Source organism: Exiguobacterium sp. s26, from assembly GCF_018618235.1.
Classification (GTDB): Bacteria; Bacillota; Bacilli; order Exiguobacteriales; family Exiguobacteriaceae; genus Exiguobacterium; species Exiguobacterium chiriqhucha.
Genome location: NZ_JACSLS010000012.1, coordinates 14,215 through 37,467, shown reverse-complemented (window position 1 = coordinate 37,467; position 23,253 = coordinate 14,215). Strand labels below are relative to the sequence as shown.

27 protein-coding genes and 1 other annotated feature are annotated in these 23,253 nt (G+C 48.1%); all 27 genes read right to left on the bottom strand.

All coding sequences use genetic code 11. From position 1 onward, the window contains the following. Positions 1–19: 19 nt before the first annotated feature. The gene (gene rpsQ, locus KNP82_RS13755; protein ID WP_021066611.1) at positions 20–280 is read right to left on the bottom strand and encodes a 30S ribosomal protein S17; all 261 of its coding nucleotides are present in this window, start codon (positions 278–280) and stop codon (positions 20–22) included. A gap of 33 nt (positions 281–313) precedes the next feature. Continuing rightward, a complete protein-coding gene (rpmC, locus tag KNP82_RS13750; protein ID WP_012727669.1) occupies positions 314–517 on the bottom strand; it encodes a 50S ribosomal protein L29 in 204 nt (67 codons plus the stop codon). Then, positions 504–941 (bottom strand): 50S ribosomal protein L16, encoded by a 438-nt coding sequence (rplP, locus tag KNP82_RS13745; RefSeq protein WP_016508922.1) that lies wholly within the window; start codon positions 939–941, stop codon positions 504–506. Before rplP ends, rpmC begins: the two co-directional genes overlap by 14 nt. Before the next feature lie 32 nt (positions 942–973). Beyond that, positions 974–1,633, bottom strand: coding sequence for a 30S ribosomal protein S3 (rpsC, locus tag KNP82_RS13740; RefSeq protein ID WP_021066610.1), 660 nt, complete (start codon positions 1,631–1,633; stop codon positions 974–976). Positions 1,634–1,646: 13 nt separating this feature from the next. Then, entirely contained in the window at positions 1,647–1,979 is a 333-nt protein-coding gene (rplV, locus tag KNP82_RS13735; RefSeq protein WP_021066609.1) for a 50S ribosomal protein L22, read from the bottom strand. Between the two features lie 20 nt (positions 1,980–1,999). Beyond that, a complete protein-coding gene (gene rpsS, locus KNP82_RS13730) occupies positions 2,000–2,275 on the bottom strand; it encodes a 30S ribosomal protein S19 (protein WP_012727673.1) in 276 nt (91 codons plus the stop codon). A gap of 66 nt (positions 2,276–2,341) precedes the next feature. Further along, positions 2,342–3,172 (bottom strand): 50S ribosomal protein L2, encoded by an 831-nt coding sequence (rplB, locus tag KNP82_RS13725; RefSeq protein WP_021066608.1) that lies wholly within the window; start codon positions 3,170–3,172, stop codon positions 2,342–2,344. Between the two features lie 34 nt (positions 3,173–3,206). Continuing rightward, positions 3,207–3,488, bottom strand: coding sequence for a 50S ribosomal protein L23 (rplW, locus tag KNP82_RS13720; RefSeq protein WP_021066607.1), 282 nt, complete (start codon positions 3,486–3,488; stop codon positions 3,207–3,209). Further along, positions 3,488–4,111 (bottom strand): 50S ribosomal protein L4, encoded by a 624-nt coding sequence (gene rplD / locus KNP82_RS13715; RefSeq protein ID WP_021066606.1) that lies wholly within the window; start codon positions 4,109–4,111, stop codon positions 3,488–3,490. The genes rplW and rplD overlap by 1 nt, the downstream gene beginning before the upstream one ends. 28 nt (positions 4,112–4,139) lie before the next feature. Further along, entirely contained in the window at positions 4,140–4,766 is a 627-nt protein-coding gene (gene rplC / locus KNP82_RS13710; RefSeq protein ID WP_021066605.1) for a 50S ribosomal protein L3, read from the bottom strand. Between the two features lie 61 nt (positions 4,767–4,827). Next, complete coding sequence (gene rpsJ / locus KNP82_RS13705; protein WP_021066604.1) at positions 4,828–5,136, bottom strand: 30S ribosomal protein S10; 309 nt, start codon at positions 5,134–5,136, stop codon at positions 4,828–4,830. 378 nt (positions 5,137–5,514) lie between these two features. After that, positions 5,515–6,024 carry a hypothetical protein gene (locus KNP82_RS13700; protein ID WP_131472935.1) on the bottom strand — a complete coding sequence of 170 codons (510 nt, stop codon included), beginning with the start codon at positions 6,022–6,024 and terminating at the stop codon, positions 5,515–5,517. A 109-nt stretch (positions 6,025–6,133) separates the two neighbouring features. Continuing rightward, the gene (gene tuf, locus KNP82_RS13695) at positions 6,134–7,321 is read right to left on the bottom strand and encodes an elongation factor Tu (RefSeq protein WP_021066602.1); all 1,188 of its coding nucleotides are present in this window, start codon (positions 7,319–7,321) and stop codon (positions 6,134–6,136) included. 115 nt (positions 7,322–7,436) lie between these two features. Continuing rightward, on the bottom strand, positions 7,437–9,515 hold the full coding sequence (gene fusA, locus KNP82_RS13690) for an elongation factor G (protein WP_029594429.1): 2,079 nt from the start codon (positions 9,513–9,515) through the stop codon (positions 7,437–7,439). 116 nt (positions 9,516–9,631) lie between these two features. After that, the gene (rpsG, locus tag KNP82_RS13685) at positions 9,632–10,099 is read right to left on the bottom strand and encodes a 30S ribosomal protein S7 (RefSeq protein WP_021066600.1); all 468 of its coding nucleotides are present in this window, start codon (positions 10,097–10,099) and stop codon (positions 9,632–9,634) included. Between the two features lie 48 nt (positions 10,100–10,147). Further along, the gene (gene rpsL, locus KNP82_RS13680; protein ID WP_012727683.1) at positions 10,148–10,570 is read right to left on the bottom strand and encodes a 30S ribosomal protein S12; all 423 of its coding nucleotides are present in this window, start codon (positions 10,568–10,570) and stop codon (positions 10,148–10,150) included. A 288-nt stretch (positions 10,571–10,858) separates the two neighbouring features. After that, positions 10,859–14,458, bottom strand: coding sequence for a DNA-directed RNA polymerase subunit beta' (gene rpoC / locus KNP82_RS13675; protein WP_021066599.1), 3,600 nt, complete (start codon positions 14,456–14,458; stop codon positions 10,859–10,861). Between the two features lie 22 nt (positions 14,459–14,480). Next, the gene (rpoB, locus tag KNP82_RS13670) at positions 14,481–18,029 is read right to left on the bottom strand and encodes a DNA-directed RNA polymerase subunit beta (RefSeq protein ID WP_058765118.1); all 3,549 of its coding nucleotides are present in this window, start codon (positions 18,027–18,029) and stop codon (positions 14,481–14,483) included. A 193-nt stretch (positions 18,030–18,222) separates the two neighbouring features. Beyond that, positions 18,223–18,819, bottom strand: a complete 597-nt coding sequence (locus tag KNP82_RS13665; protein WP_029594426.1) for a class I SAM-dependent methyltransferase — start codon at positions 18,817–18,819, stop codon at positions 18,223–18,225. 86 nt (positions 18,820–18,905) lie between these two features. Then, complete coding sequence (rplL, locus tag KNP82_RS13660) at positions 18,906–19,271, bottom strand: 50S ribosomal protein L7/L12 (protein ID WP_021066596.1); 366 nt, start codon at positions 19,269–19,271, stop codon at positions 18,906–18,908. Between the two features lie 59 nt (positions 19,272–19,330). After that, positions 19,331–19,837 (bottom strand): 50S ribosomal protein L10, encoded by a 507-nt coding sequence (gene rplJ, locus KNP82_RS13655; RefSeq protein ID WP_021066595.1) that lies wholly within the window; start codon positions 19,835–19,837, stop codon positions 19,331–19,333. Positions 19,838–19,882: 45 nt separating this feature from the next. After that, positions 19,883–20,036, bottom strand: a sequence feature (ribosomal protein L10 leader region). A 59-nt stretch (positions 20,037–20,095) separates the two neighbouring features. After that, positions 20,096–20,782, bottom strand: a complete 687-nt coding sequence (gene rplA / locus KNP82_RS13650) for a 50S ribosomal protein L1 (protein WP_021066594.1) — start codon at positions 20,780–20,782, stop codon at positions 20,096–20,098. Between the two features lie 98 nt (positions 20,783–20,880). Then, positions 20,881–21,306: a 50S ribosomal protein L11 gene (gene rplK / locus KNP82_RS13645; RefSeq protein WP_021066593.1), complete on the bottom strand. Its 426-nt coding sequence runs from the start codon at positions 21,304–21,306 to the stop codon at positions 20,881–20,883. 147 nt (positions 21,307–21,453) lie between these two features. Further along, entirely contained in the window at positions 21,454–22,005 is a 552-nt protein-coding gene (gene nusG / locus KNP82_RS13640) for a transcription termination/antitermination protein NusG (RefSeq protein ID WP_021066592.1), read from the bottom strand. A 17-nt stretch (positions 22,006–22,022) separates the two neighbouring features. Continuing rightward, positions 22,023–22,193, bottom strand: coding sequence for a preprotein translocase subunit SecE (gene secE / locus KNP82_RS13635; protein ID WP_021066591.1), 171 nt, complete (start codon positions 22,191–22,193; stop codon positions 22,023–22,025). Positions 22,194–22,227: 34 nt separating this feature from the next. Beyond that, positions 22,228–22,374, bottom strand: coding sequence for a 50S ribosomal protein L33 (rpmG, locus tag KNP82_RS13630; RefSeq protein WP_214828449.1), 147 nt, complete (start codon positions 22,372–22,374; stop codon positions 22,228–22,230). Positions 22,375–22,502: 128 nt separating this feature from the next. Continuing rightward, entirely contained in the window at positions 22,503–23,144 is a 642-nt protein-coding gene (sigH, locus tag KNP82_RS13625; RefSeq protein ID WP_021066589.1) for an RNA polymerase sporulation sigma factor SigH, read from the bottom strand. Between the last annotated feature and the right edge of the window lie 109 nt (positions 23,145–23,253).

Sequence of the window (23,253 nt, the reverse complement as noted above, 5' to 3'; positions counted from 1 at the left end):
TTATAGATCCGAACTGTTATTAGATGATTACTGACTCTTCTACTACTGTTACGAGACGGAAACGTTTGTCTTTAGAAAGCGGACGTGTTTCCGCGATGCGTACCACATCGCCGATTTTAGCGACATTGTTCTCATCGTGTGCTTTAAATTTCTTCGTGTAGTTTACACGTTTGCCATAAAGCTTATGACGTACTTTTGTTTCAACTGCAACGACGATCGTTTTGTCCATTTTGTCAGACACGACGCGTCCAGTGAGTACTTTACGCTTATTGCGTTCCATGAGTGTTACCTCCTCTTAAAGAATCCGATTAGATTAGCCGTTGTTGATGCCGAGTTCGCGTTCACGAAGAATCGTTTTAGCACGCGCAATCGACTTGCGTACTTCACGGATACGAGCAGGATTCTCAAGCTGACCTGTAGCCAATTGGAAACGAAGGTTAAAGAGTTCTTCTTTCCACTCGCCTACTTTACCGTTGAGCTCTTCAGTTGTTGATTGACGGAGATCAGTTGCTTTCATTCGTATCACCACCATTTTCTTCACGTTTCACGAACTTACATTTAACTGGAAGTTTGTGTGCAGCAAGACGAAGCGCCTCACGTGCTACTTCCTCAGATACACCCGCGATTTCAAACATAACTTTGCCAGGCTTAACTACAGCTACCCAGCCTTCTGGAGCACCTTTACCCGAACCCATTCGGACTTCGAGAGGCTTTTTCGTGTATGGCTTGTGTGGGAAGATCTTGATCCACACTTTACCACCACGTTTCATATAACGTGTCATTGCGATACGTGCTGATTCGATTTGACGGTTTGTGATCCAGCTCGCTTCGAGCGATTGGAGACCGAATTCACCGAAATGAACTGTTGTGCCGCGTTTTGCATTTCCGCGCATTTTACCACGGTGTACACGACGATATTTCACGCGTTTAGGTAACAACATAGTGTGTTGCCTCCTTCCTGAAAGAGTGTTTATTATTCAGCGTTTTTAGCTGTGTTGTTTTTTGTTGGAAGAACTTCACCATGGTACAACCAGACTTTAATTCCGATTTTACCATAAGTTGTGTCAGCTTCAGCTGTTCCGTAGTCGATGTCGGCACGGAGCGTGTGAAGTGGAACTGTTCCTTCCGAGTACTTCTCTGAACGAGCGATATCAGCGCCACCAAGACGACCAGAAACTTCTGTTTTGATCCCTTTGATGCCAGTGCGCATCGAACGTTGGATTGATTGTTTCATTGCACGACGGAATGACACACGGCCTTCCAATTGACGAGCGATGTTTTCAGCAACAAGTTTAGCGACAGCGTCCGCGTTTTTCACTTCAACAACGTTGATGTGAACACGTTTGCCTTCAGCAAGCTTGATGATGTTTTTACGGAGTGATTCGATTTCCGAACCACCTTTACCGATAACCATACCTGGTTTCGCAGTGTGAAGTGAAATGTTTACGCGATTTGCAGCGCGTTCGATTTCTACTTTAGAAACACTAGCATCCTTCATTTTGTTTTCGATGTATTCACGAATAACGAAGTCTTCATGAAGGAGATCTGCGTAGTCTTTCTCAGCGTACCAACGCGAATCCCAGTCTTTGATAATACCAACGCGAAGACCGTGCGGATTTACCTTTTGACCCACTACATATCCCTCCTTATTTCTCAGTTACCACGATGTGGATGTGGCTTGTGCGTTTGTTAATGCGGCTTGCGCGACCCATCGCACGTGGGCGGAAGCGTTTGAGTGTTGGACCTTCGTTGACGAAGATTTCCGACACTACAAGGTTCTCAATATTCATATCGTAGTTGTGCTCTGCGTTTGCAATCGCTGACTTCAATACTTTTTCAACGATTGGCGACGCTGCCTTGTTCGTGTGAGCAAGGACAGAGAGCGCTTCGCCGACTTGTTTCCCGCGAATTAAGTCTACAACGAGACGTGCTTTGCGAGGAGCAAGACGGACCATATTAGCTGATGCTTTAGCTTGCATGGATTTGACCTCCCCTCAAATTACCGTTTCGTTTTCTTGTCTGATCCGTGACCTTTGTACGTACGTGTTGGAGCGAATTCACCAAGTTTGTGACCGACCATGTCTTCTGTCACGAATACTGGTACGTGTTTACGACCATCGTGTACACCGAACGTGTGACCCATGAATTCTGGGAAGATTGTCGAGCGACGTGACCAAGTTTTGATGACTTGCTTCTCACCAGATTCGTTAAGTTTGTCAACTTTAGCGAGCAAATGGTGATCTGCGAATGGACCTTTTTTCAAGCTGCGACCCATGATAGAACCTCCCTTTGGAATGATTCGGGAACGGCCCTTTCGAACCGCCCGAGAATCATGTAGTAATTATTTCTTACGGCGACGAAGGATGTACATGTCGCTCGATTTGTTTTTCTTACGTGTTTTAAGACCAAGAGCTGGTTTACCCCAAGGAGTAAGTGGGCCCGAACGACCGATTGGCGCACGACCTTCACCACCACCGTGTGGGTGATCAACCGGGTTCATTACAGAACCACGTACTGTTGGGCGTTTGCCTAACCAACGTGAACGTCCTGCTTTACCGATGTTTACGAGTTCGTGTTCTTCGTTACCAACTGAACCGACTGTCGCGCGGCAAGTGCCGAGGAACAAGCGTGATTCACCTGATTGAAGACGAACGATAACGTACTTGCCGTCACGTCCTTGGATTTGTGCCGATGCACCAGCCGCACGAACAAGCTGACCGCCCTTACCAGGCTTAAGCTCGATGTTGTGGATAGTAGTACCGACAGGGATGTTCATAAGTGGAAGAGCGTTCCCCACTTTGATATCCGCTTCTGGGCCAGCCATGATTTCCATGCCTACTTTGATGCCCTTAGGAGCGAGGATGTAACGTTTCTCACCATCTGCATAGTTGATGAGGGCGATGTTTGCTGAACGGTTTGGATCGTATTCGATCGTAGCAACGCGTCCGACGATGCCATCTTTGTTACGTTTGAAATCGATGATACGGTATTTACGTTTGTGTCCGCCACCTTGGTGACGTACTGTCAAACGACCTTGGTTGTTACGACCGCCTTTTTTCGAAAGCTTTTCAGTTAACGATTTTTCAGGGCGATTCGTTGTGATCTCTGCAAAGTCGAGAGATGTCATGTTACGGCGACCGTTAGTGGTCGGCTTAAACTTTTTAATTGCCATCGAGGATTCCCTCCTTTTCTTCTAAGGTAGTAAATTAACCGAGGAAGTCGATTGTGTTGCCTTCAGCAAGAGTTACGATCGCTTTTTTACGACGCGATGTGTAACCAGAGTGACGACCGACACGTTTCGCTTTCGGTTTCATGTTCATTGTGTTTACCGAAGCAACTTTCACGTTGAAGATTGTTTCGATAGCGTGCTTCACTTGTGATTTAGTCGCTTTAACGTCGATCTCGAAAACGTATTTGTTAGCTTCCATGAGGCTAACAGAACGCTCAGTGATGATAGGACGTTTGATGATATCGTATGCTTGAGCCATTATGCAAGCACCTCCTCTACCTTCGCAACCGCATCTTTAGTGAAGATGACTTTGTCGTTAGCAACGAGGTCAAGAACGTTAACGCCGGCTGCTTCGATCACAGTCACTCCTGGGATGTTACGAGCTGCGAGAGCGATAGTCTCATTGTAGTCCGCTGTGACTACGAGAGCCTTACGTTCTACTGATAGGCCAAGAAGTACAGCGACCATATCTTTTGTTTTTGGTGCATCGAAAGCAAGGCCTTCGAGGACGATCATTTCGTTGTTTTTCACTTTTGACGACAAAGCCGAGAGAAGTGCAAGACGACGAACTTTTTTAGGAAGCTTGTAAGAGTATGAACGTGGTGTTGGACCGAAGACTGTACCACCACCAACCCATTGTGGTGAGCGGATAGAACCTTGGCGCGCACGACCAGTTCCCTTTTGTTTCCATGGTTTACGGCCGCCACCGCGTACTTCCGAGCGACCTTTCGTATCGTGAGTACCTTGACGGCGTGATGCTTGTTGCATAACGATCGCGTCATAAAGTACTGAGTCATTTGGCTCGATACCGAAGATGGCTTCTGCCAATTCGATTTCGCCAACTTGTGAACCTGTTTGGTTAAGCAAAGCTACTTTAGGCATTCGTAATTCCTCCTTTCCGTGCAGTTAATTAGTTACCCTTTACCGCTGTTTTGATGATGACGTTCGACTTGCGAGCGCCTGGGATTGCGCCTTTAACGAGTACAAGGCCGCGTTCCACGTCAACTTTGACAACTTCAAGGTTTTGAATCGTTTTACGCTCGCCACCCATTTGACCAGGAAGAAGCTTCCCTTTAAATACGCGGTTAGGAGCTACAGGACCCATCGAACCAGGACGACGGTGGTAGCGCGAACCGTGAGCCATTGGTCCACGTGATTGTCCGTGACGCTTGATCGCACCTTGGAATCCTTTACCTTTCGATGTACCTGTTACGTCTACTAATTCACCTGCAGCGAAAATGTCCGCCTTGATCTCTTGACCGATTTCGTATCCTTCTACTGAAGTACGAATCTCTTTGATGAAGCGCTTAGGTGTCGCACTTGCTTTCGCAGCGTGACCTTTTGCTGGTTTGTTTTGACGTGATTCTTTGATGTCTCCGAAACCGAGTTGAAGTGCCTCGTAACCGTCTGTTTCAACTGTTTTAAGTTGAAGAACGACGTTTCCTTCGACAGCAACTACTGTTACTGGTACGACTTCGCCTGCTTCGTTGAAGATTTGAGTCATACCGAGTTTTGTTCCTAAGATTCCTTTAGCCATGAGATACACCTCCTGTTTAATAATTATTGTCTCTTCTGGCTAGTATCTACTATATGAAGAATTAAAGTTTGATTTCGATGTCAACACCTGATGGTAATTCGAGACGCATAAGCGCATCAACCGTTTTTGGTGTTGGGTTAACGATGTCGATCAAGCGTTTGTGTGTACGCATTTCGAACTGTTCACGAGCATCTTTGTACTTGTGAACGGCACGAAGGATCGTGTAGATCGATTTGTCAGTTGGAAGCGGGATTGGTCCCGAAACCTTTGCACCTGAACGCTTCGCAGTATCAACGATTTTCTCAGCTGATTGATCGAGTACGCGATGGTCGTATGCTTTTAAACGAATACGGATTTTTTCATTTGCCATGTAAGTTTCCCTCCTTTGTCGCCTATTTTTAAAAATAGACAGTTCTCCGCGGAAATTTCCACACCGGCCATGGCAAAGCTGCCTGGCGTGTCATAACCTCCCGCTTCATCGCAGCGTGCTTGTGTCAGCAGAGGTATCCGATCATTGCAAATCAACGATTGGACCCGATTTCTGCTGTAAAGTCTCTCACCACTCGCACAAACACTTAATCATTATATCGAATCTACATATGAAATGCAAGATTTGATTTTTTAATTGTGCCGGATGTCTGATGAGTTGTTCAACGTTCACTAATGTAACAAGATTCGAACCCATTTGCAAGCTATTTTCCTTCTTTTGTTGAACTATTTCTTTCGAGAACCGCCGTGCCAACTCGACCTAGCGTTTCATATAGGTTCCGAAGCGTTCGGTGACGGCTTCAATGACAGAGGCGGGGGCTCGTTTGAGACATGCATGGACGATCCCTTCATTGAGCTCATGCGTCTCAAAATAATCCGCCAGTCGATTAAGCCGATCTTCCCGACCGATGACCGTATACAGCACGACCCACTCTTCGAGCCGCATCCAGCTGCCGACCGGTTCAATGTAAGGATGCGTATAAATCCCATCGGTACACTTCATCCGGAAACTGGCCATCACATCGATGTCGCCCCCTTCAAACACATATTCACTAAAATAAGTCGGCATGTAGTCGGCATGCGGTTTCGTTTCGACTTTCTCGCCGACTCGGCTCAACACTTGATCCAATCGTTCGAATTGATCCGGCTCCACGAATACATCCAAGTCATTCGTCGTTTCGATGAGTCCATGATGCTTCAATAACGTCGACCCACCGAACCGACACGCAATCCCATTTAAGCGGCATAACGTCTCGACTTGTTTTTCCATCCTCGTCACCCCTTCCTGCAACATATGTCCCATCTTACCACGTCTCGCCATAAAACAAAAAAGCAGCCCGCAAAATGCGGACTGCTTGAAAGGTCAGTGTATCAATCGATTACTCGATGATTTCAGTTACTGAACCAGCGCCTACTGTACGGCCACCCTCACGGATTGAGAAACGTGTTCCGTCTTCGATCGCGATTGTAGAAATCAATTCGATCGTCAACTCGATGTTGTCTCCTGGCATTACCATTTCAGTACCTTCTGGAAGGTGAACGATACCTGTTACGTCAGTTGTACGGAAGTAGAACTGCGGACGGTAGTTCGCGAAGAATGGCGTGTGACGGCCACCCTCTTCTTTAGAAAGAACGTAGATTGAAGCTTTGAACTTTGAGTGCGGCGTGATTGAACCTGGCTTAGCAAGTACTTGTCCACGCTCGATGTCTTCACGTGATACACCACGGAGAAGAGCACCGATGTTGTCGCCAGCTTCAGCGTAGTCGAGAAGCTTACGGAACATCTCTACACCAGTACATACAGTTTTCTTAGTTTCTTCTGTAAGACCAACGATTTCAACTTCGTCGTTGACGCGGAGAACACCACGCTCAACACGACCAGTCGCTACAGTACCGCGACCAGTGATTGAGAATACGTCCTCAACTGGCATCATGAATTCTTTGTCCGTGTCACGAACTGGCTCAGGGATGTACTCATCAACTGCGTTCATGAGTTCCATGATTTTTTCTTCCCACTGTGGTTCGCCGTTAAGCGCGCCAAGTGCAGAACCTTTGATTACAGGGAGGTCGTCGCCTGGGAAGTCGTACTCAGAAAGAAGTTCACGGATTTCCATTTCAACGAGCTCAAGGAGTTCTTCGTCGTCAACCATGTCAACTTTGTTCATGAATACGACGATGAAAGGAACACCTACTTGACGTGAAAGAAGGATGTGCTCACGTGTTTGTGGCATTGGGCCATCAGTTGCCGAAACAACGAGGATCGCGCCGTCCATTTGTGCAGCACCAGTGATCATGTTTTTAACATAGTCAGCGTGACCTGGGCAGTCAACGTGTGCATAGTGGCGTTTGTCAGTTTCGTACTCGATGTGAGCTGTTGCGATTGTGATACCGCGCTCACGCTCTTCAGGAGCACCATCGATTGCGTCAAACTTTGTAGCTGTTTTACCTTGTGCTTTTGAAAGTACAGCTGAGATCGCTGCAGTCAAAGTTGTTTTACCGTGGTCGACGTGGCCGATTGTACCAACGTTAACGTGCGGTTTAGAACGGTCGAATTTTTCTTTACCCATTCTAGATTCCTCCTCTATTAGACAATTAGTTTTTTATTTAACTAGGAAGACGTAGGCTACTTTTAACATACGTCCTCCTTAGCTTACAACAATCAATTAAGCGTTACAACCGTTATTAGCCGTTCGCTTTTTTGATGATTTCTTCTGCGATTGACTTCGGTACTTCTTCGTAGTGATCGAAGTGCATCGAGTACGTTCCGCGTCCTTGCGTACGTGAACGAAGCGATGTCGCATATCCAAACATTTCTGAAAGTGGAACCATTGCTTTAACGACTTGAGCGTTACCGCGTGCTTCCATACCTTCTACGCGTCCACGGCGTGACGTGACGTCACCCATGATGTCTCCCAAGTATTCTTCTGGGATAACAACTTCGACACGCATCATTGGCTCAAGGATTACAGCTTTCGCTTGTTCCTTAAGTTGTTTAACCGCCATCGAAGCAGCAACTTTAAACGCCATCTCGTTCGAGTCGACATCGTGGTACGATCCGAAGACGAGGGCAGCTTTAACGTCAACTACTGGGTAACCAGCGAGGATACCGTTTTCGAGAGCTTCTTCAATCCCGTTCTGAACAGCTGGGACGTATTCACGTGGTACAACACCACCGACGATCTTGTTCTCGAATGCGAATCCAGCGCCTTCTTCGTTCGGCTCGAATTCTACGACAACGTGACCGTACTGACCGCGTCCACCTGATTGACGTACGAATTTCGAATCGATCTTCGCAGCGCCACGGATTGTCTCACGGTAAGCAACTTGTGGTGCACCAACGTTAGCTTCTACTTTGAATTCGCGACGCATACGGTCAACGAGGATATCAAGGTGAAGCTCACCCATACCAGAGATGATCGTTTGACCAGTCTCTTGGTTTGTTTCAGTGCGGAAAGTTGGATCCTCTTCTGCGAGTTTCGCGAGGGCTTGACCCATCTTGTCTTGGTCAGCTTTCGATTTAGGCTCGATAGCGACCGAGATAACCGGTTCTGGGAATGTCATTGACTCGAGAACGACGTTGTCTTTCTCTGAGCAAAGCGTATCACCAGTCGTAGTATCTTTAAGACCAACGGCTGCGGCGATGTCACCAGCGAATACCATTGGGATTTCTTCACGGCTGTTCGCGTGCATTTGAAGGATACGACCGAGGCGCTCACGCTTACCTTTAGTCGAGTTCTTCACATACGAACCAGCTTGTGCTGTACCAGAGTACACGCGGAAGAACGTCAATTTACCGACGTAAGGATCCGTCATGACTTTGAACGCAAGTGCCGAGAACGGAGCTTCGTCAGAAGGCTCACGCGTGATTTCTTCTTCTGTGTCGAGGTTAACACCTTTGATTGACTCAACATCAACTGGTGATGGGAGGTAATCAACAACAGCGTCCAACATCAATTGAACACCTTTGTTTTTGAAGGCAGAACCAACGAGTACAGGGTAGAATTCTACGCTGAGTGTTGCTTGACGGATACCAGCTTTGAGTTCTTCGATTGAGATCTCTTCGCCTTCGAGGTATTTCATCATCAACTCTTCGTTGTAGTCAGCAACCGCTTCGATCAATTGACCGCGAAGTTCTTCAGCTTCGTCAGCCATGTCAGCTGGGTAGCCATCCGTTACTTCGATGTCAGTACCGAGGTCGTTCGTGTACATGTATGTCTTCTTCTCAACGAGGTCGATGATTCCTTTGAATTCATCTTCCGCACCGATTGGAAGTTGGATTGGATGTGCGTTTGCGTGTAAACGTTCGTGAAGTGTTTTCACCGAGTACAAGAAGTCCGCACCGATTTTATCCATCTTGTTGACGAATACGACACGTGGAACACCGTAAGTCGTCGCTTGACGCCATACAGTTTCTGTTTGTGGTTCAACACCTGACTGAGCGTCAAGTACCGCAACAGCGCCATCAAGTACACGGAGTGAACGTTCAACTTCAACTGTGAAGTCTACGTGTCCAGGTGTATCGATGATGTTTACACGGTGGCCATTCCACTGTGCAGTTGTCGCTGCAGAAGTGATCGTGATTCCACGCTCTTGCTCCTGCTCCATCCAGTCCATTTGTGAAGCTCCTTCATGAGTTTCACCAATCTTGTGGATACGACCTGTGTAATAAAGAATACGTTCAGTTGTTGTCGTCTTACCGGCATCGATGTGAGCCATGATCCCGATGTTACGAGTATTCTTTAGGGAGAATTCTCTTGCCATACTGGGTATTCTCCTTCCGCATGTGTTTTTCGTGTGCTGGCACACGATATGATTATACCCGAAAGCCACTCCATTAAGCCACCGCTTGGTGACGTGGAGTGGTCTTTACGTTTAACTTACCAACGATAGTGAGCAAACGCTTTGTTCGCTTCTGCCATCTTATGCATGTCTTCGCGTTTCTTAACAGACGCACCAGTGTTATTGGCTGCATCCATGATTTCATTCGCGATACGTTGCTCCATCGTTTTCTCGTTGCGGAGACGAGCGTAGTTCACGAGGTAACGAAGACCAAGTGTCGTACGGCGCTCTGGACGAACTTCAACAGGAACTTGGTAGTTTGCTCCACCAACACGGCGAGCTTTAACTTCAAGTACAGGCATGATGTTGTTCATTGCTTCTTCGAACACTTCCATAGGCTCTTTGCCTGAGCGTTCAGCGATGAGGCCAAATGCGTTGTAAATGATAGTTTGAGCTGTACCTTTTTTACCGTCTAACATGACACGGTTAATGAGGCGAGTTACCAATTTCGAGTTGTAGATCGGATCTGCGATAACGTCACGACGTTCTGCACGGTTTTTACGCATCCGAGTACCCTCCTTTCAAAATTTCAGTAGTTTTTAGTTTTGCGAGAATTACTTCTTCGCAGCTTTCGGACGTTTCGTACCGTATTTAGAACGGCCTTGCATACGTCCGTCAACACCTGCAGTGTCAAGCGCACCACGAACGATGTGGTAACGTACCCCTGGTAAGTCTTTTACACGTCCTCCACGGATAAGAACAACGCTGTGCTCTTGAAGGTTGTGGCCAATACCTGGAATGTACGCAGTCACTTCGATTTGGTTAGTCAAACGAACACGAGCATACTTACGTAATGCCGAGTTCGGTTTCTTCGGAGTCATTGTACCAACACGTGTACAAACACCACGTTTCTGTGGCGAGCTCACGTTAGTTTGTGACTTGATGAAACTGTTGTAACCTTTGTTAAGTGCTGGAGAGTCAGATTTAACGACTTTCGATTTACGTCCTTTACGGACTAACTGGTTGATAGTAGGCATCTTTGAAGATCCTCCCTTCCTGAATTATGCTATTTTCTAGACCCACCGACCCGGGTGGTTCATTTAAGGTCATAACGAAACGCTTTTACGAGGCGTAGGCATTCCATGACCTCGCAAAAACGTGAGTTATACCTTGAAAGTGGCAATAATAGCAGCCAAACCTTTCCGGAGAAAGATCGGGTGACGTCCAAGTAGCTTGCCGACTGCTGGACACCGTTGTCATCGACAACAACCGATTGGCGGCACTAAATCATAGTAGCACCGCCAACCCATGCTGTCAAGACGTTTTTATTCTACCGTCGTGTCTTCGAGAACGGCTTTCGTCTCTTCTTCTTTGAGTTTAACATCACGGTAAACCGGCATCCCAGTACCAGCTGGAACGAGTTTCCCGATGATGACGTTCTCTTTGAGTCCGAGGAGATAGTCGCGCTTGCCTTTGATGGCAGCGTCTGTCAATACACGAGTCGTTTCTTGGAACGAAGCGGCCGAGAGGAACGAATCTGTCTCAAGCGACGCTTTTGTGATTCCGAGAAGGACCGGTTTCGCTGTTGCCGGGCTCTTGCCTTCGCGAAGCGTATCTTTACACGCTTCTTTGAAGACGCTGATATCGACGAGCGAACCAGGGAGAAGTGGCGTGTCACCAGACTCGATGACTTTGACGCGGCGAAGCATTTGGCGAACCATGACTTCGACGTGTTTGTCGCCGATTTCTACCCCTTGCATGCGGTAAACTTTTTGTACTTCTTGGAGCAAGTAGTTTTGAACACCAGATACACCACGGACGGCGAGCAATTCTTTCGGATCGATCGAACCTTCCGTGAAGACTTCTCCGGCTTCTACTGTATCTCCGATTTGAACACGAAGACGTGCTCCGAACGGAATCGTGTACGTACGTGTCTCACTGAGTCCTTCGACGGTGAGTTCACGCTTGTCACGCGATTCTGTGAAGTCGATGACCGTACCAGGGATTTCCGAGATGACCGCTTGCCCTTTCGGGTTACGAGCCTCGAATACCTCTTGGATACGTGGAAGACCTTGTGTGATATCATCTCCGGCTACCCCACCTGTGTGGAAGGTACGCATTGTAAGCTGCGTTCCTGGCTCACCGATTGATTGCGCGGCGATGATTCCGACAGCTTCGCCGACTTCAACGTTCGAGCCAGTCGCCAAGTTGCGGCCGTAACATTTCTTACATACGCCGTGTGACGTGTTACATGTAAAGGCTGTACGGATTTCAACTCGTTCGATTCCAGCGTCGACGATGTCGCGAGCGAGATCTTCGGTAATCAATTGGTTCTTCTCGACCATGACTTCACCCGTTTCCGGATGTGCCACTGTCTCGAACGCTGTACGGCCGACGAGGCGGTCATACAAGTTTTCGATTTCTTCCGTGCCTTCGCGGAGAGCGGCAACGCGGATTCCGCGGTCCGTTCCACAATCTTCTTCACGGATGATGACATCTTGGGCTACGTCAACAAGACGACGCGTCAAGTAACCTGAGTCAGCCGTCTTAAGGGCTGTATCGGCAAGACCTTTACGCGCACCGTGCGTCGAGATGAAGTACTCTTGTACCGTCAGACCTTCACGGAATGAAGATTTGATCGGAAGTTCGATGATGCGGCCAGATGGAGCGGCCATCAAACCACGCATCCCTGCGAGCTGCGTGAAGTTGGACGCGTTACCACGGGCACCTGAGTCAGACATCATGAAGATTGGGTTCAAGCGATTGAGGGATTTCATCAATCGTGATTGAATCTCATCCTTCGCTTCGTTCCAAGAGCGTACAACGCGCTCGTAACGCTCATCTTCAGTGATGAGACCGCGACGGAATGACTTCATGATTTGATCGACTTGAGTTTGCGCTTCATCAAGGATTTCTTGTTTGTCCGGAAGAACGATGATATCAGCGATTCCGACCGTCACACCGGCTTTCGTCGAGTGTTTGAAGCCGAGATCTTTCATCCGGTCAAGCATGCGGCTTGTTTCAGTCGTTTCGAACTTCTGGAACACTTCCGCGATGACTTTTCCAAGGAATCCTTTTTTGAACGGCTCGACCAAAGGACGTGAGGCGATTTCTTCTGCCACGTTGGCACCTTTGTCGATGAAGTACTTGTCAGGCGTTGCTTCCTGTAAGTTTTCCATCGTCGGCTCGTTCAAGTATGGGAACGTGTTCGGCAAGATCTCGTTAAAGATCATCTTACCGACCGTTGTGATCAACATTTTCTCGTTTTGCTCATCTGTGAACGTCGGGTTGTTGAGCGTACGTGCTGGAAGAGCGACACGTGTATGCAAGTGGACATAGCCATTTTGATACGCGATGAGCGCTTCGTTCACGTTCGACAAAATTTTCCCTTGTCCGACGGCATCGTCGCGTTCAAGCGAGATGTAGTAGTTACCGAGGACCATATCCTGCGATGGTGTAACAACTGGTTTTCCGTCTTTCGGGTTCAAGATGTTTTGCGCTGCGAGCATGAGAAGACGAGCTTCAGCTTGCGCTTCAGCAGAAAGTGGTACGTGAACCGCCATTTGGTCACCATCAAAGTCGGCGTTATAAGCCGTACATACGAGCGGGTGAAGGCGAATCGCGCGACCTTCGACGAGAATCGGTTCGAAAGCTTGAATCCCTAGGCGGTGAAGCGTTGGGGCACGGTTCAAGAGAACCGGATGCTCACGAATGACTTCTTCAAGGACGCCCCAGATTTCTGGTTGCATCTTCTCAATCTTACGTTTGGCGTTCTTGATGTTCGACGCGATGCCGCGACCGACAAGTTCTTTCATCACGAACGGTTTGAAGAGTTCAAGGGCCATCTCTTTCGGGAGACCACATTGGTACATCTTCAAGTTTGGACCAACTACGATAACCGAACGTCCTGAATAGTCGACCCGTTTACCAAGAAGGTTTTGACGGAAACGACCTTGTTTCCCTTTCAACATGTGTGAAAGTGATTTAAGGGGACGGTTACCTGGTCCTGTGACCGGACGACCACGACGACCGTTGTCGATGAGGGCGTCAACCGCTTCTTGAAGCATACGCTTCTCGTTTTGCACGATGATGTTCGGCGCGCCGAGATCGAGCAAACGTTTAAGACGGTTGTTTCGGTTGATGACTCGACGATACAAATCGTTCAAGTCAGATGTCGCAAAGCGTCCACCGTCGAGCTGCACCATCGGGCGAAGCTCTGGCGGAATGACAGGAAGTACTTCAAGAATCATCCAATCTGGATCATTACCTGACGTGAAGAACGCATCGAGCACTTCAAGACGTTTAATCGCACGTGTACGACGTTGGCCTTGAACCGTCTTCAATTCTTCGCGGAGTTCTCCGACTTCCTTCTCGAGTTGAACGTCTTGAAGGAGTGTGCGGATGGCTTCTGCACCCATGTCTGCTCTGAAGTCACTGCCGTATTTTTCACGGTAGAGACGGTATTCTTTTTCCGAGAGAAGTTGTTTCTTCTCAAGCGGAGTGTCACCTGGCTCCGTCACAACGTACGACGCGAAGTAGATTACTTCTTCGAGCGCACGTGGTGACATATCGAGAACAAGCCCCATTCGGCTTGGAATCCCTTTGAAGTACCAGATGTGCGAAACTGGTGCCGCGAGCTCGATATGGCCCATACGCTCGCGACGCACTTTCGCTTTCGTCACTTCAACGCCACAACGGTCACAAATGACTCCTTTATAACGGATTCGTTTGTATTTCCCGCAGTAACATTCCCAGTCTTTCGTAGGACCGAAGATTCGTTCACAGAACAATCCGTCCTTCTCTGGTTTAAGTGTACGATAGTTGATCGTTTCCGGCTTTTTGACTTCCCCGTAAGACCACGAACGGATCTTCTCGGGTGAAGCCAAGCCGATTTTCATATATTCAAATCGATTAACATCTACCAAGGGGCCGACCTCCCTTTTCGCCTTATTCCTCTTCCGTAACAGTCGGTTGAACGACTTGTTCTAACGCCGATGTTGCGTTCGGGATGTTGTCGTCATCTTCATCTTTCATTTCAACTTCTTCATCGTCCGCAGACATCATCTTGACTTCCATACCGAGCGCTTGGAGCTCTTTGATCAAGACGCGGAACGACTCAGGAACGCCCGCTTTCGGAACGCTCTCACCTTTCACGATCGCCTCATATGCTTTCACACGGCCAACCGTGTCATCCGACTTGATTGTAAGAATCTCTTGGAGCGTGTAGGCTGCGCCGTACGCTTCAAGTGCCCATACTTCCATCTCACCGAAACGCTGTCCACCGAACTGTGCTTTACCACCGAGCGGTTGTTGCGTGACGAGCGAGTATGGTCCTGTCGAACGAGCGTGAAGTTTATCATCAACCATGTGCGCGAGTTTGATCATATACATGACACCGACCGAGACGCGGTTATCGAACGGTTCACCAGTACGACCGTCATAGAGACGAGTCTTGGCATCTTTGTCCATTCCAGCTTCTTCAATCGTTGCCCATACGTCTTCCTCACGCGCACCATCGAATACAGGTGTCGCCACTTTGATGCCGAGCTTTTTAGCCGCCATTCCAAGGTGGAGTTCGAGTACCTGACCGATGTTCATCCGTGATGGTACACCTAGTGGGTTAAGCATGATGTCAATCGGTGTGCCGTCCGGCATGTATGGCATGTCTTCTTCAGGGAGAATGCGCGAGATAACACCTTTGTTACCGTGACGTCCCGCCATCTTATCCCCTTCGTGAATCTTACGTTTTTGAACGATGTAGACACGAACCATTTGGTTCACGCCTGGTGAGAGTTCGTCACCGTTTTCACGATCGAACACTTTGACGTCCAAGATGATGCCGTCGCCGCCGTTTGGTACACGGAGTGACGTATCACGGACTTCACGTGCCTTCTCACCGAAGATTGCGTGCAAGAGACGCTCTTCCGCCGTCAATTCAGTCACACCTTTAGGCGTAACTTTACCGACGAGGATATCGCCATCCTTGACTTCCGCACCGATGCGGATAATCCCACGGTCGTCCAAGTTGCGAAGTGCGTCATCACCGACGTTTGGAATATCACGTGTGATTTCCTCAGGTCCGAGTTTCGTGTCGCGTGACTCTGATTCGTACTCTTCGATATGAATCGACGTGTACACATCATCTTTCACGAGGCGTTCACTCATGATGATCGCATCCTCATAGTTGTAACCGTCCCATGTCATGAAGGCGACGACGACGTTACGACCGAGCGCGAGCTCACCCATATCCATCGACGGTCCGTCAGCAAGGATTTCTCCTTTTTCGACACGGTCACCAGCAGCGATGATCGGCTTCTGGTTGTAGCATGTCCCTTGGTTCGAACGGACATACTTTTGAAGTTTGTAGCGGTCAAGGTCACCTGATACCTCAGAACCGTTCACGTCAGACGTGCGGCGGACTAAGATTTCGCGTGCTGTGACACGCTCGACGACACCTGGGAATTTCGCGATAATCGCGGCCCCAGAGTCTTTCGCTGACACGTACTCCATCCCAGTACCGATAATCGGTGAATCTGGTTGAAGAAGTGGTACAGCTTGACGTTGCATGTTCGCTCCCATGAGGGCACGGTTCGAGTCATCGTTCTCAAGGAACGGGATACATGCCGTCGCAGCAGAAACAACCTGTTTCGGCGAGACGTCCATGTAATCGACTCGGTTCGGCTCAACTGACAAGTTTTGTCCGCGGAAACGGCAAAGGACTTGTTCGTTGGCGAACCCGCCTTCTTCTGTGAGCGGCATGTTCGCCTGAGCGACGACGTAGAGATCTTCTTCATCCGCCGTCATATATTGAATCTCGCTCGTGACGAGACCTGTTTCAGGGTCGACTCGACGGTACGGAGCTTCAATGAAGCCGTACTCGTTTACTTTCGCATAAGACGAAAGCGAGTTGATGAGACCGATGTTTGGTCCCTCCGGCGTTTCGATTGGACACATCCGACCGTAGTGCGAATAGTGAACGTCTCGAACTTCGAAGCCGGCACGCTCACGTGTCAAACCACCCGGTCCAAGTGCAGAGAGACGACGCTTGTGCGTGAGCTCTGCGAGCGGGTTTGTTTGGTCCATGAACTGTGACAACTGCGAACTACCGAAGAACTCTTTAAGCGACGCAATAACTGGGCGAATGTTGATTAACGCCTGTGGTGTGATCGCGTTTTGATCTTGAATCGACATCCGTTCTTTAACGACACGTTCCATACGAGAAAGCCCGATCCGGAATTGGTTTTGGAGAAGTTCTCCGACTGAACGAAGACGACGGTTTCCTAAGTGGTCAATGTCATCTGTTGTTCCGACTTCGTGTAATAAGTTAAAGAAGTAGTTGATCGATGCGATGATATCAGCCGGTGTGATGTGTTTCACGCTGCGGTCGATATTGCCGTTACCGATAATGTTCAAGATACGCTCTCCATCTGGGTCATCTGGTGAGATTACTTTGATCGATTGAAGACCGAACGGTTCACCTTCAGCGACGCCGCCTGTCGGCTCAGCATCCATATAACCAAGGCCGTTCTCCAAGTGTGGAAGAACGCGGTCAAGGTTGCGACGATCGAGGACAGTTCCAGCTTCGGCGATGACTTCACCTGTTTCTGGGTCAACGAGCGTCTCGGCCAATTTTTGACCGAAGAGACGGTTTTTAAGATGAAGTTTTTTGTTCATCTTATAGCGACCGACGTTTGCAAGGTCGTAACGTTTTGGGTCGAAGAAACGAGAAACGAGAAGTGACTTCGCGTTCTCAACCGTTGGTGGTTCACCAGGGCGGAGACGCTCGTAAATTTCGATTAACGCTTTTTCTGTTGATTCTGTATTATCTTTTTCAAGGGTGTTACGAAGATACTCGTCATCCCCGAGAAGGTCGATAATCTCTTGGTCCGTACCGAAACCGAGGGCACGCAACAACACCGTTACCGGGATTTTGCGGGTACGGTCAATACGAACGTAAACGATATCTTTGGCATCTGTCTCAAGTTCGAGCCATGCACCACGGTTCGGAATAACAGTCGCTCCGAAGCCACGCTTACCGTTTTTATCGAGTTTCGCGTTGTAATAAACGCTTGGTGAACGAACGAGCTGGGAAACGATAACGCGTTCTGCACCGTTAATGATAAACGTTCCCGATTCTGTCATGAGCGGGAAATCCCCCATGAACACTTCTTGTTCTTTGAGCTCACCTGTCTCTTTGTTTTGCAAACGTACTTTTACGCGCAATGGCGCAGAGTAAGTTACGTCTCGCTCCTTCGACTCATCGATCGAATACTTCGGCTCACTGAGCGAATAGTCGATGAACTCGAGCACGAGGTTTCCGGTGAAGTCGGAGATTGGCGAAATGTCCGTAAACATCTCTTTCAATCCTTCACGCAAGAACCACTCGTAAGAAGCAGTTTGAATTTCAATCAAATTCGGAAGCTCTAATACCTCACTGATACGGGCAAAGCTTCTTCTCTGACGGTGACGACCGTACTGAACAAGTTGACCAGTCAACTGATTCACCTCTCAGACCCCCAATTCTCTATCGAATTTTTCGGGCGTAATAATCGAACATTGTCATTGAATGTCGCCTCTTTTCCGCGTCTAAAAAGCGGCAAACGCGGCAGTTCAAAGCGAATTCCATTCCAATGGCATTTTATAATGTTAGCATATACGTTATAGCGAGTCAACAAGACTTCACCGTTTGTCAAGAGCGAATTGCCCGGAAAATGAAATAGCCCTTTTCTTTCGCAACCGTCTCGACTTGACCGAACACATCTTCAAGCAACTTCTTGGCAGAAGGCGCTCCTTGTTTCTTTTGAATAACGACGTAGAGCGCTCCACCTACGACAAGGTGTGTATACGCATCGCGCAAAATCGTGTGGACCACTTGCTTCCCGGCCCGAATCGGCGGATTGGTCACGATTGCGGCGAACTGTTCATCACCGACTCCGTCATAAGCGTGGCTGAGTCGCGTCTCAATCGTCACCCCATTTTGGGCGGCGTTTTGCTCTGACAAGGCAAGCGCTCGCTCGTTCACGTCGACGAGGAGTGCTTCACGCCCAGAGGCGTCGGCAAGCGAGATCCCCATCGGACCGTAGCCGCAGCCCACATCTAAAATGCGTCCTTCAACATCAGGCACTTCAAATGATTCGATTAAGAGACGTGACCCAAAATCGACCGATCCTTTCGAGAACACGCCGCGGTCCGAGGTGAAGCGATATGTCTTCCCTCGCAACTCAAACGTCCATGTCTCAGGGGCACTTTTCGAACTAGGGTCGTTCGTATAGTAATGATCTCCCATGCATTGAACCTCCTAACCCACTCTTCAAGGAAATAAAAGAAGCTCGCCATAGCGAGCTTCTATAGGTTGTAGAAGTAAAAGTTAGATTACTTAACTTCGACAGTTGCGCCAGCTTCTTCAAGCTTAGCTTTGACTGCGTCTGCATCTTCTTTAGAAACGCCTTCTTTGACTGGAGCTGGAGTTCCGTCAACGAGTGCTTTCGCTTCTTTAAGACCGAGGCCTGTAAGTTCACGTACCGCTTTGATGACGTTGATTTTACCAGCGCCAGCGTTTGTGAGGATTACGTCGAATTCAGTTTGCTCTTCAGCTACTGCTGCGCCTGCACCTGCAACTGCTACTGGAGCTGCTGCTGATACGCCGAATTCTTCTTCGATTGTTTTTACGAGTTCGTTAAGTTCGAGAACCGTCATTGATTTGAGGTCTTCGATGAATTGCTCTTTGTTGAAAGCCATTATGGTTTTCCTCCTTTGATGTTGTAAAGATTGGTTTTTGTTACGCTACGAGACAAAAATTAAGCAGTTTGCTCTTCTTTTTGTTCTGCGATTGCGTTTGTTGCGACTGCGAGCCCACGGATTGGAGCTTGAAGTACGCTGAGAAGCATCGAGAGAAGACCTTCGCGTGATGGAAGTTCTGCAAGGGCTTTAACTTCTTCAAGTGAAGAAACTTTACCTTCGATGATTCCGCCTTTCAATTCGAGCGCTTTGTGCTCTTTCGAGAAGTCGTTCAAGATCTTCGCTGGAGCTACAACGTCTTCGTTCGAGAACGCGATTGCTGTAGGGCCAGTGAAGACTTCGTCAAGACCTTCGAAGTTCGACTGAACTGCTGCGCGGCGAAGGAGACCGTTTTTGTATACTTTGAACTCGATTCCAGCGTCACGGAGTGATTTACGGAGTGTAGTCACTTCTTCAACTGTAAGTCCACGGTAGTCAACAACGATTGTCCCAACGCTTGCTTGCATTTTCTCAGCGATTTCATCGACGAGTGCCGATTTCTGAGATACGATTTTTTCGCTTGCCATGTGTTTGCACCTCCTAGTCATTTCTTATACCGGACGAGAGGCTGCTCTTCAAAAAGAAATCCCTCGTATGAAGACATACGAGGGCGTAATTGTTTGAAAGTAAACCTGTGACAACAGGCTCAAGTTCGAGCAAAGACACCTCGGAAGGGTTTACGGACCGATGTCCACCTTCTGTCTACGGTAATCCAACATATTCGGTTGAACGTGTATTACTTTAACAGCGGTATCACACGTTGTCAACAGTTTATTTCAAGTAGATTACTTGATGAAGTCGGCAGTCGCGACACGGATCCCAGGACCCATTGTCGAAGAAAGCGCGATGTTTTTAAGGTAAGTTCCTTTTGCAGTAGCAGGCTTCACTTTCATGAGCGTCTCGATGATTGTCTCGATGTTCTCAGTAAGTTTAGTTGCTTCAAACGATTTCTTACCAACTGGTACGTGGATGTTACCGGCTTTGTCAACGCGGTACTCTACTTTACCAGCTTTGATGTCCGCGATTGCTTTCGTCACGTCGAACGTCACTGTGCCTGTTTTCGGGTTAGGCATGAGGCCTTTTGGTCCGAGAACGCGACCAAGTTTACCAACTTCGCCCATCATGTCAGGTGTCGCAACGATAACATCGAAGTCGAACCATCCTTGTTGGATTTTAGTGATGAACTCAGAGTCACCGACGTAGTCAGCGCCAGCCGCTTCAGCTTCTTTAACTTTTTCGCCTTTTGCGAAGACGAGAACTTTTTGTGTTTTACCAGTACCGTGTGGAAGTACGACGGCACCGCGGATTTGTTGGTCCGCTTTCTTCGGATCTACGCCGAGACGGACAGCAACTTCGATTGTTTCATCGAATTTAGCAGTAGCTGTTTTTTGAACGAGTTCAACGGCCTCAGTGAGTTCGTATGACTTCATGCGATCAACAAGCTTAGCTGCTTCTTGGTGTTTTTTACCCATGATTCTTTTCCTCCTTGTGGTTAGCGGAATTTCCTCCCACATAATGAAGGGATTGAAGGTGAGCATAATATTCACCGACAATCCCAGAGACTAATAAATTAGTCTTCGATTACAATACCCATACTACGCGCAGTACCTTCAACCATAAGCATCGCTGTTTCAACAGACGACGCGTTAAGGTCAGGCATTTTAAGTTCAGCGATTTCGCGAACTTTATCACGCTTAACCGTTGCTACCTTCTTACGGTTTGGTTCACCAGAACCGCTCTCGATACCAGCAGCTTTCTTCAAAAGAACTGCAGCTGGTGGAGTTTTCGTAATGAATGTAAACGAACGATCTTCGTATACCGTAATGACTACAGGAATAATCAATCCGGCTTGGTCTTGTGTACGAGCGTTGAACTCTTTACAGAATCCCATGATGTTAACACCTGCTTGACCAAGTGCTGGTCCTACTGGTGGTGCTGGGTTAGCTTTACCAGCTGGGATTTGAAGTTTAACGAGTTTAGTAACTTTTTTCGCCACGAGACACACCTCCTTAAGTCTAAAATGTGGTTTCTTGGACGTTGTGCGCCCTCCCACTCAATCTATTAGGTCGAGTTTGTACCGAAATAAAGCACAACATCAAACATTTCCGATTGTACCATCCGTTCCCGAGAATGGCAAGTGGGTTTAGTTAATTTTCTGAACTTGTTCGAAATCAAGTTCAATTTTTGTTTCACGGCCGAACATGTCAACGACAACTTTGAGCTTCTCTTTCTCGGTTTCGATTTCATCAATCGTACCTTCAAAGTTCTCAAATGCGCCTTCTTTGACACGGACGAGGTCGCCGAGTTCGTAGTTGTAACGATCTTTCTTCTCGATGAGACCCATCTGTGACAATACGTTCGTCACTTCGTCCGGTTGAAGCGGAATCGGCTTAGCGCCGCCGCCCGTCGAACCGAGGAAGCCGGTGACGTTCGGTGTGTTCCGAACGACATACCATGAATCATCCGTCATGATCATTTCGACGAAGACGTAACCTGGGAAGCTTTTCACTTCTTTTTCTTTAATCTTCTTCTCGCCACTCTTGAGAGTGACTTCTTCTTGCGTTGTTTCAGTCGGAACGAGGACGCGGAAAATTTTATCTTCCATGTTCATCGAACCGATTCGACGTTCTAGGTTTTCTTTGACGTTGTTTTCAAATCCAGAATACGTCTGGACAACAAACCATTGTTTCTCCACGGCTTTCACCTCTTTCCTTAGTTAATCAATAGGTTGACGAGATAACTGACACCAGTATCTACGCCGAACACGAACAGGCCGACCACGACGACCGTCGCGATGACCGTGATGGTATATTTTGTGAGCTCTTTACGAGTCGGCCAACTCGTTTTCTTTAACTCTTTCCATACATCGCGCAAAAAGTTCATGATAGCTTCCTCCTACGTTGAATGCCAATCTACGTTACTTTGATTCTCGATGTGTCGTATGTGCATTGCAACGACGACAGAACTTTTTCAGTTCGAGCCGCGTCGTCACGTCGTCTTGCTTAACGGTCGAATAACCGCTCGACCCGCAATCCGAACACGCGAGACTTACTTTCTTTGCCATTCATAAGCGCCCCTTTCGACAGCTCTCCCACTAAAAAAGAGCGAAAAAAAAACGCCTCCTGTAAATGGCGTCTACGGACAAGGCGCTGCCTTAAAAGTATCACATAGGAGGCTTGCGGTCAATATCGGTTAGCTCGTCAGCGTTTTGACGTCGACATGCCGCTCAAACTTTTTCTTCACGCGCTGTAGCGCATTATCAATCGACTTCACGTGACGGTCGAGGTCGTCTGAGATTTCTTGATACGAACGGCCGTCCAAATAAAGACGTAACACTTTTCGTTCCAAGTCACTCAGGAGCTCTTCCATCTTTTCTTCCATGAACAGTTGCTCTTCACGCGTGACGAGCAAATCTTGCGGGTCTGTCGGATGCGGCGGCAAAATCACATCAAGAAGCGTCCGATCCGACTCGTCGTCAAAAATCGGCTTATCGAGCGAGACGTAAGAGTTGAGCGGAATATGTTTTTGACGCGTCGCCGTTTTAATGGCGGTGATCATTTGACGCGTGATGCACATCTCAGCAAAACTTTTGAACGAAGCGAGCCGTTCGTCCCGATAGTCCCGAACCCCTTTATACAGACCGATCATCCCTTCTTGGACGATATCCTCGTGGTCGGCACCAATCAAAAAGTAAGACCGCGCCTTCGCCCGAACGAAATATCGGTAACGTTCAATCAAAAACTCAAGAGCGTCGCTATCCCCTTCGTTACGCGCAAGAAAGACGAGCTCTTCGTCGGACATGTTTTCAAACTGCTCGTATGGCCATCCGTTCATGTTTCCTACCCCCCGGCGATTGATGAACTTATGTAAGTTTGTGCTCTCATTATAGGCGCCGTTTAAAACGACCGTCAAATAAAATTCTAAAAATTCCGTCAATTACAAT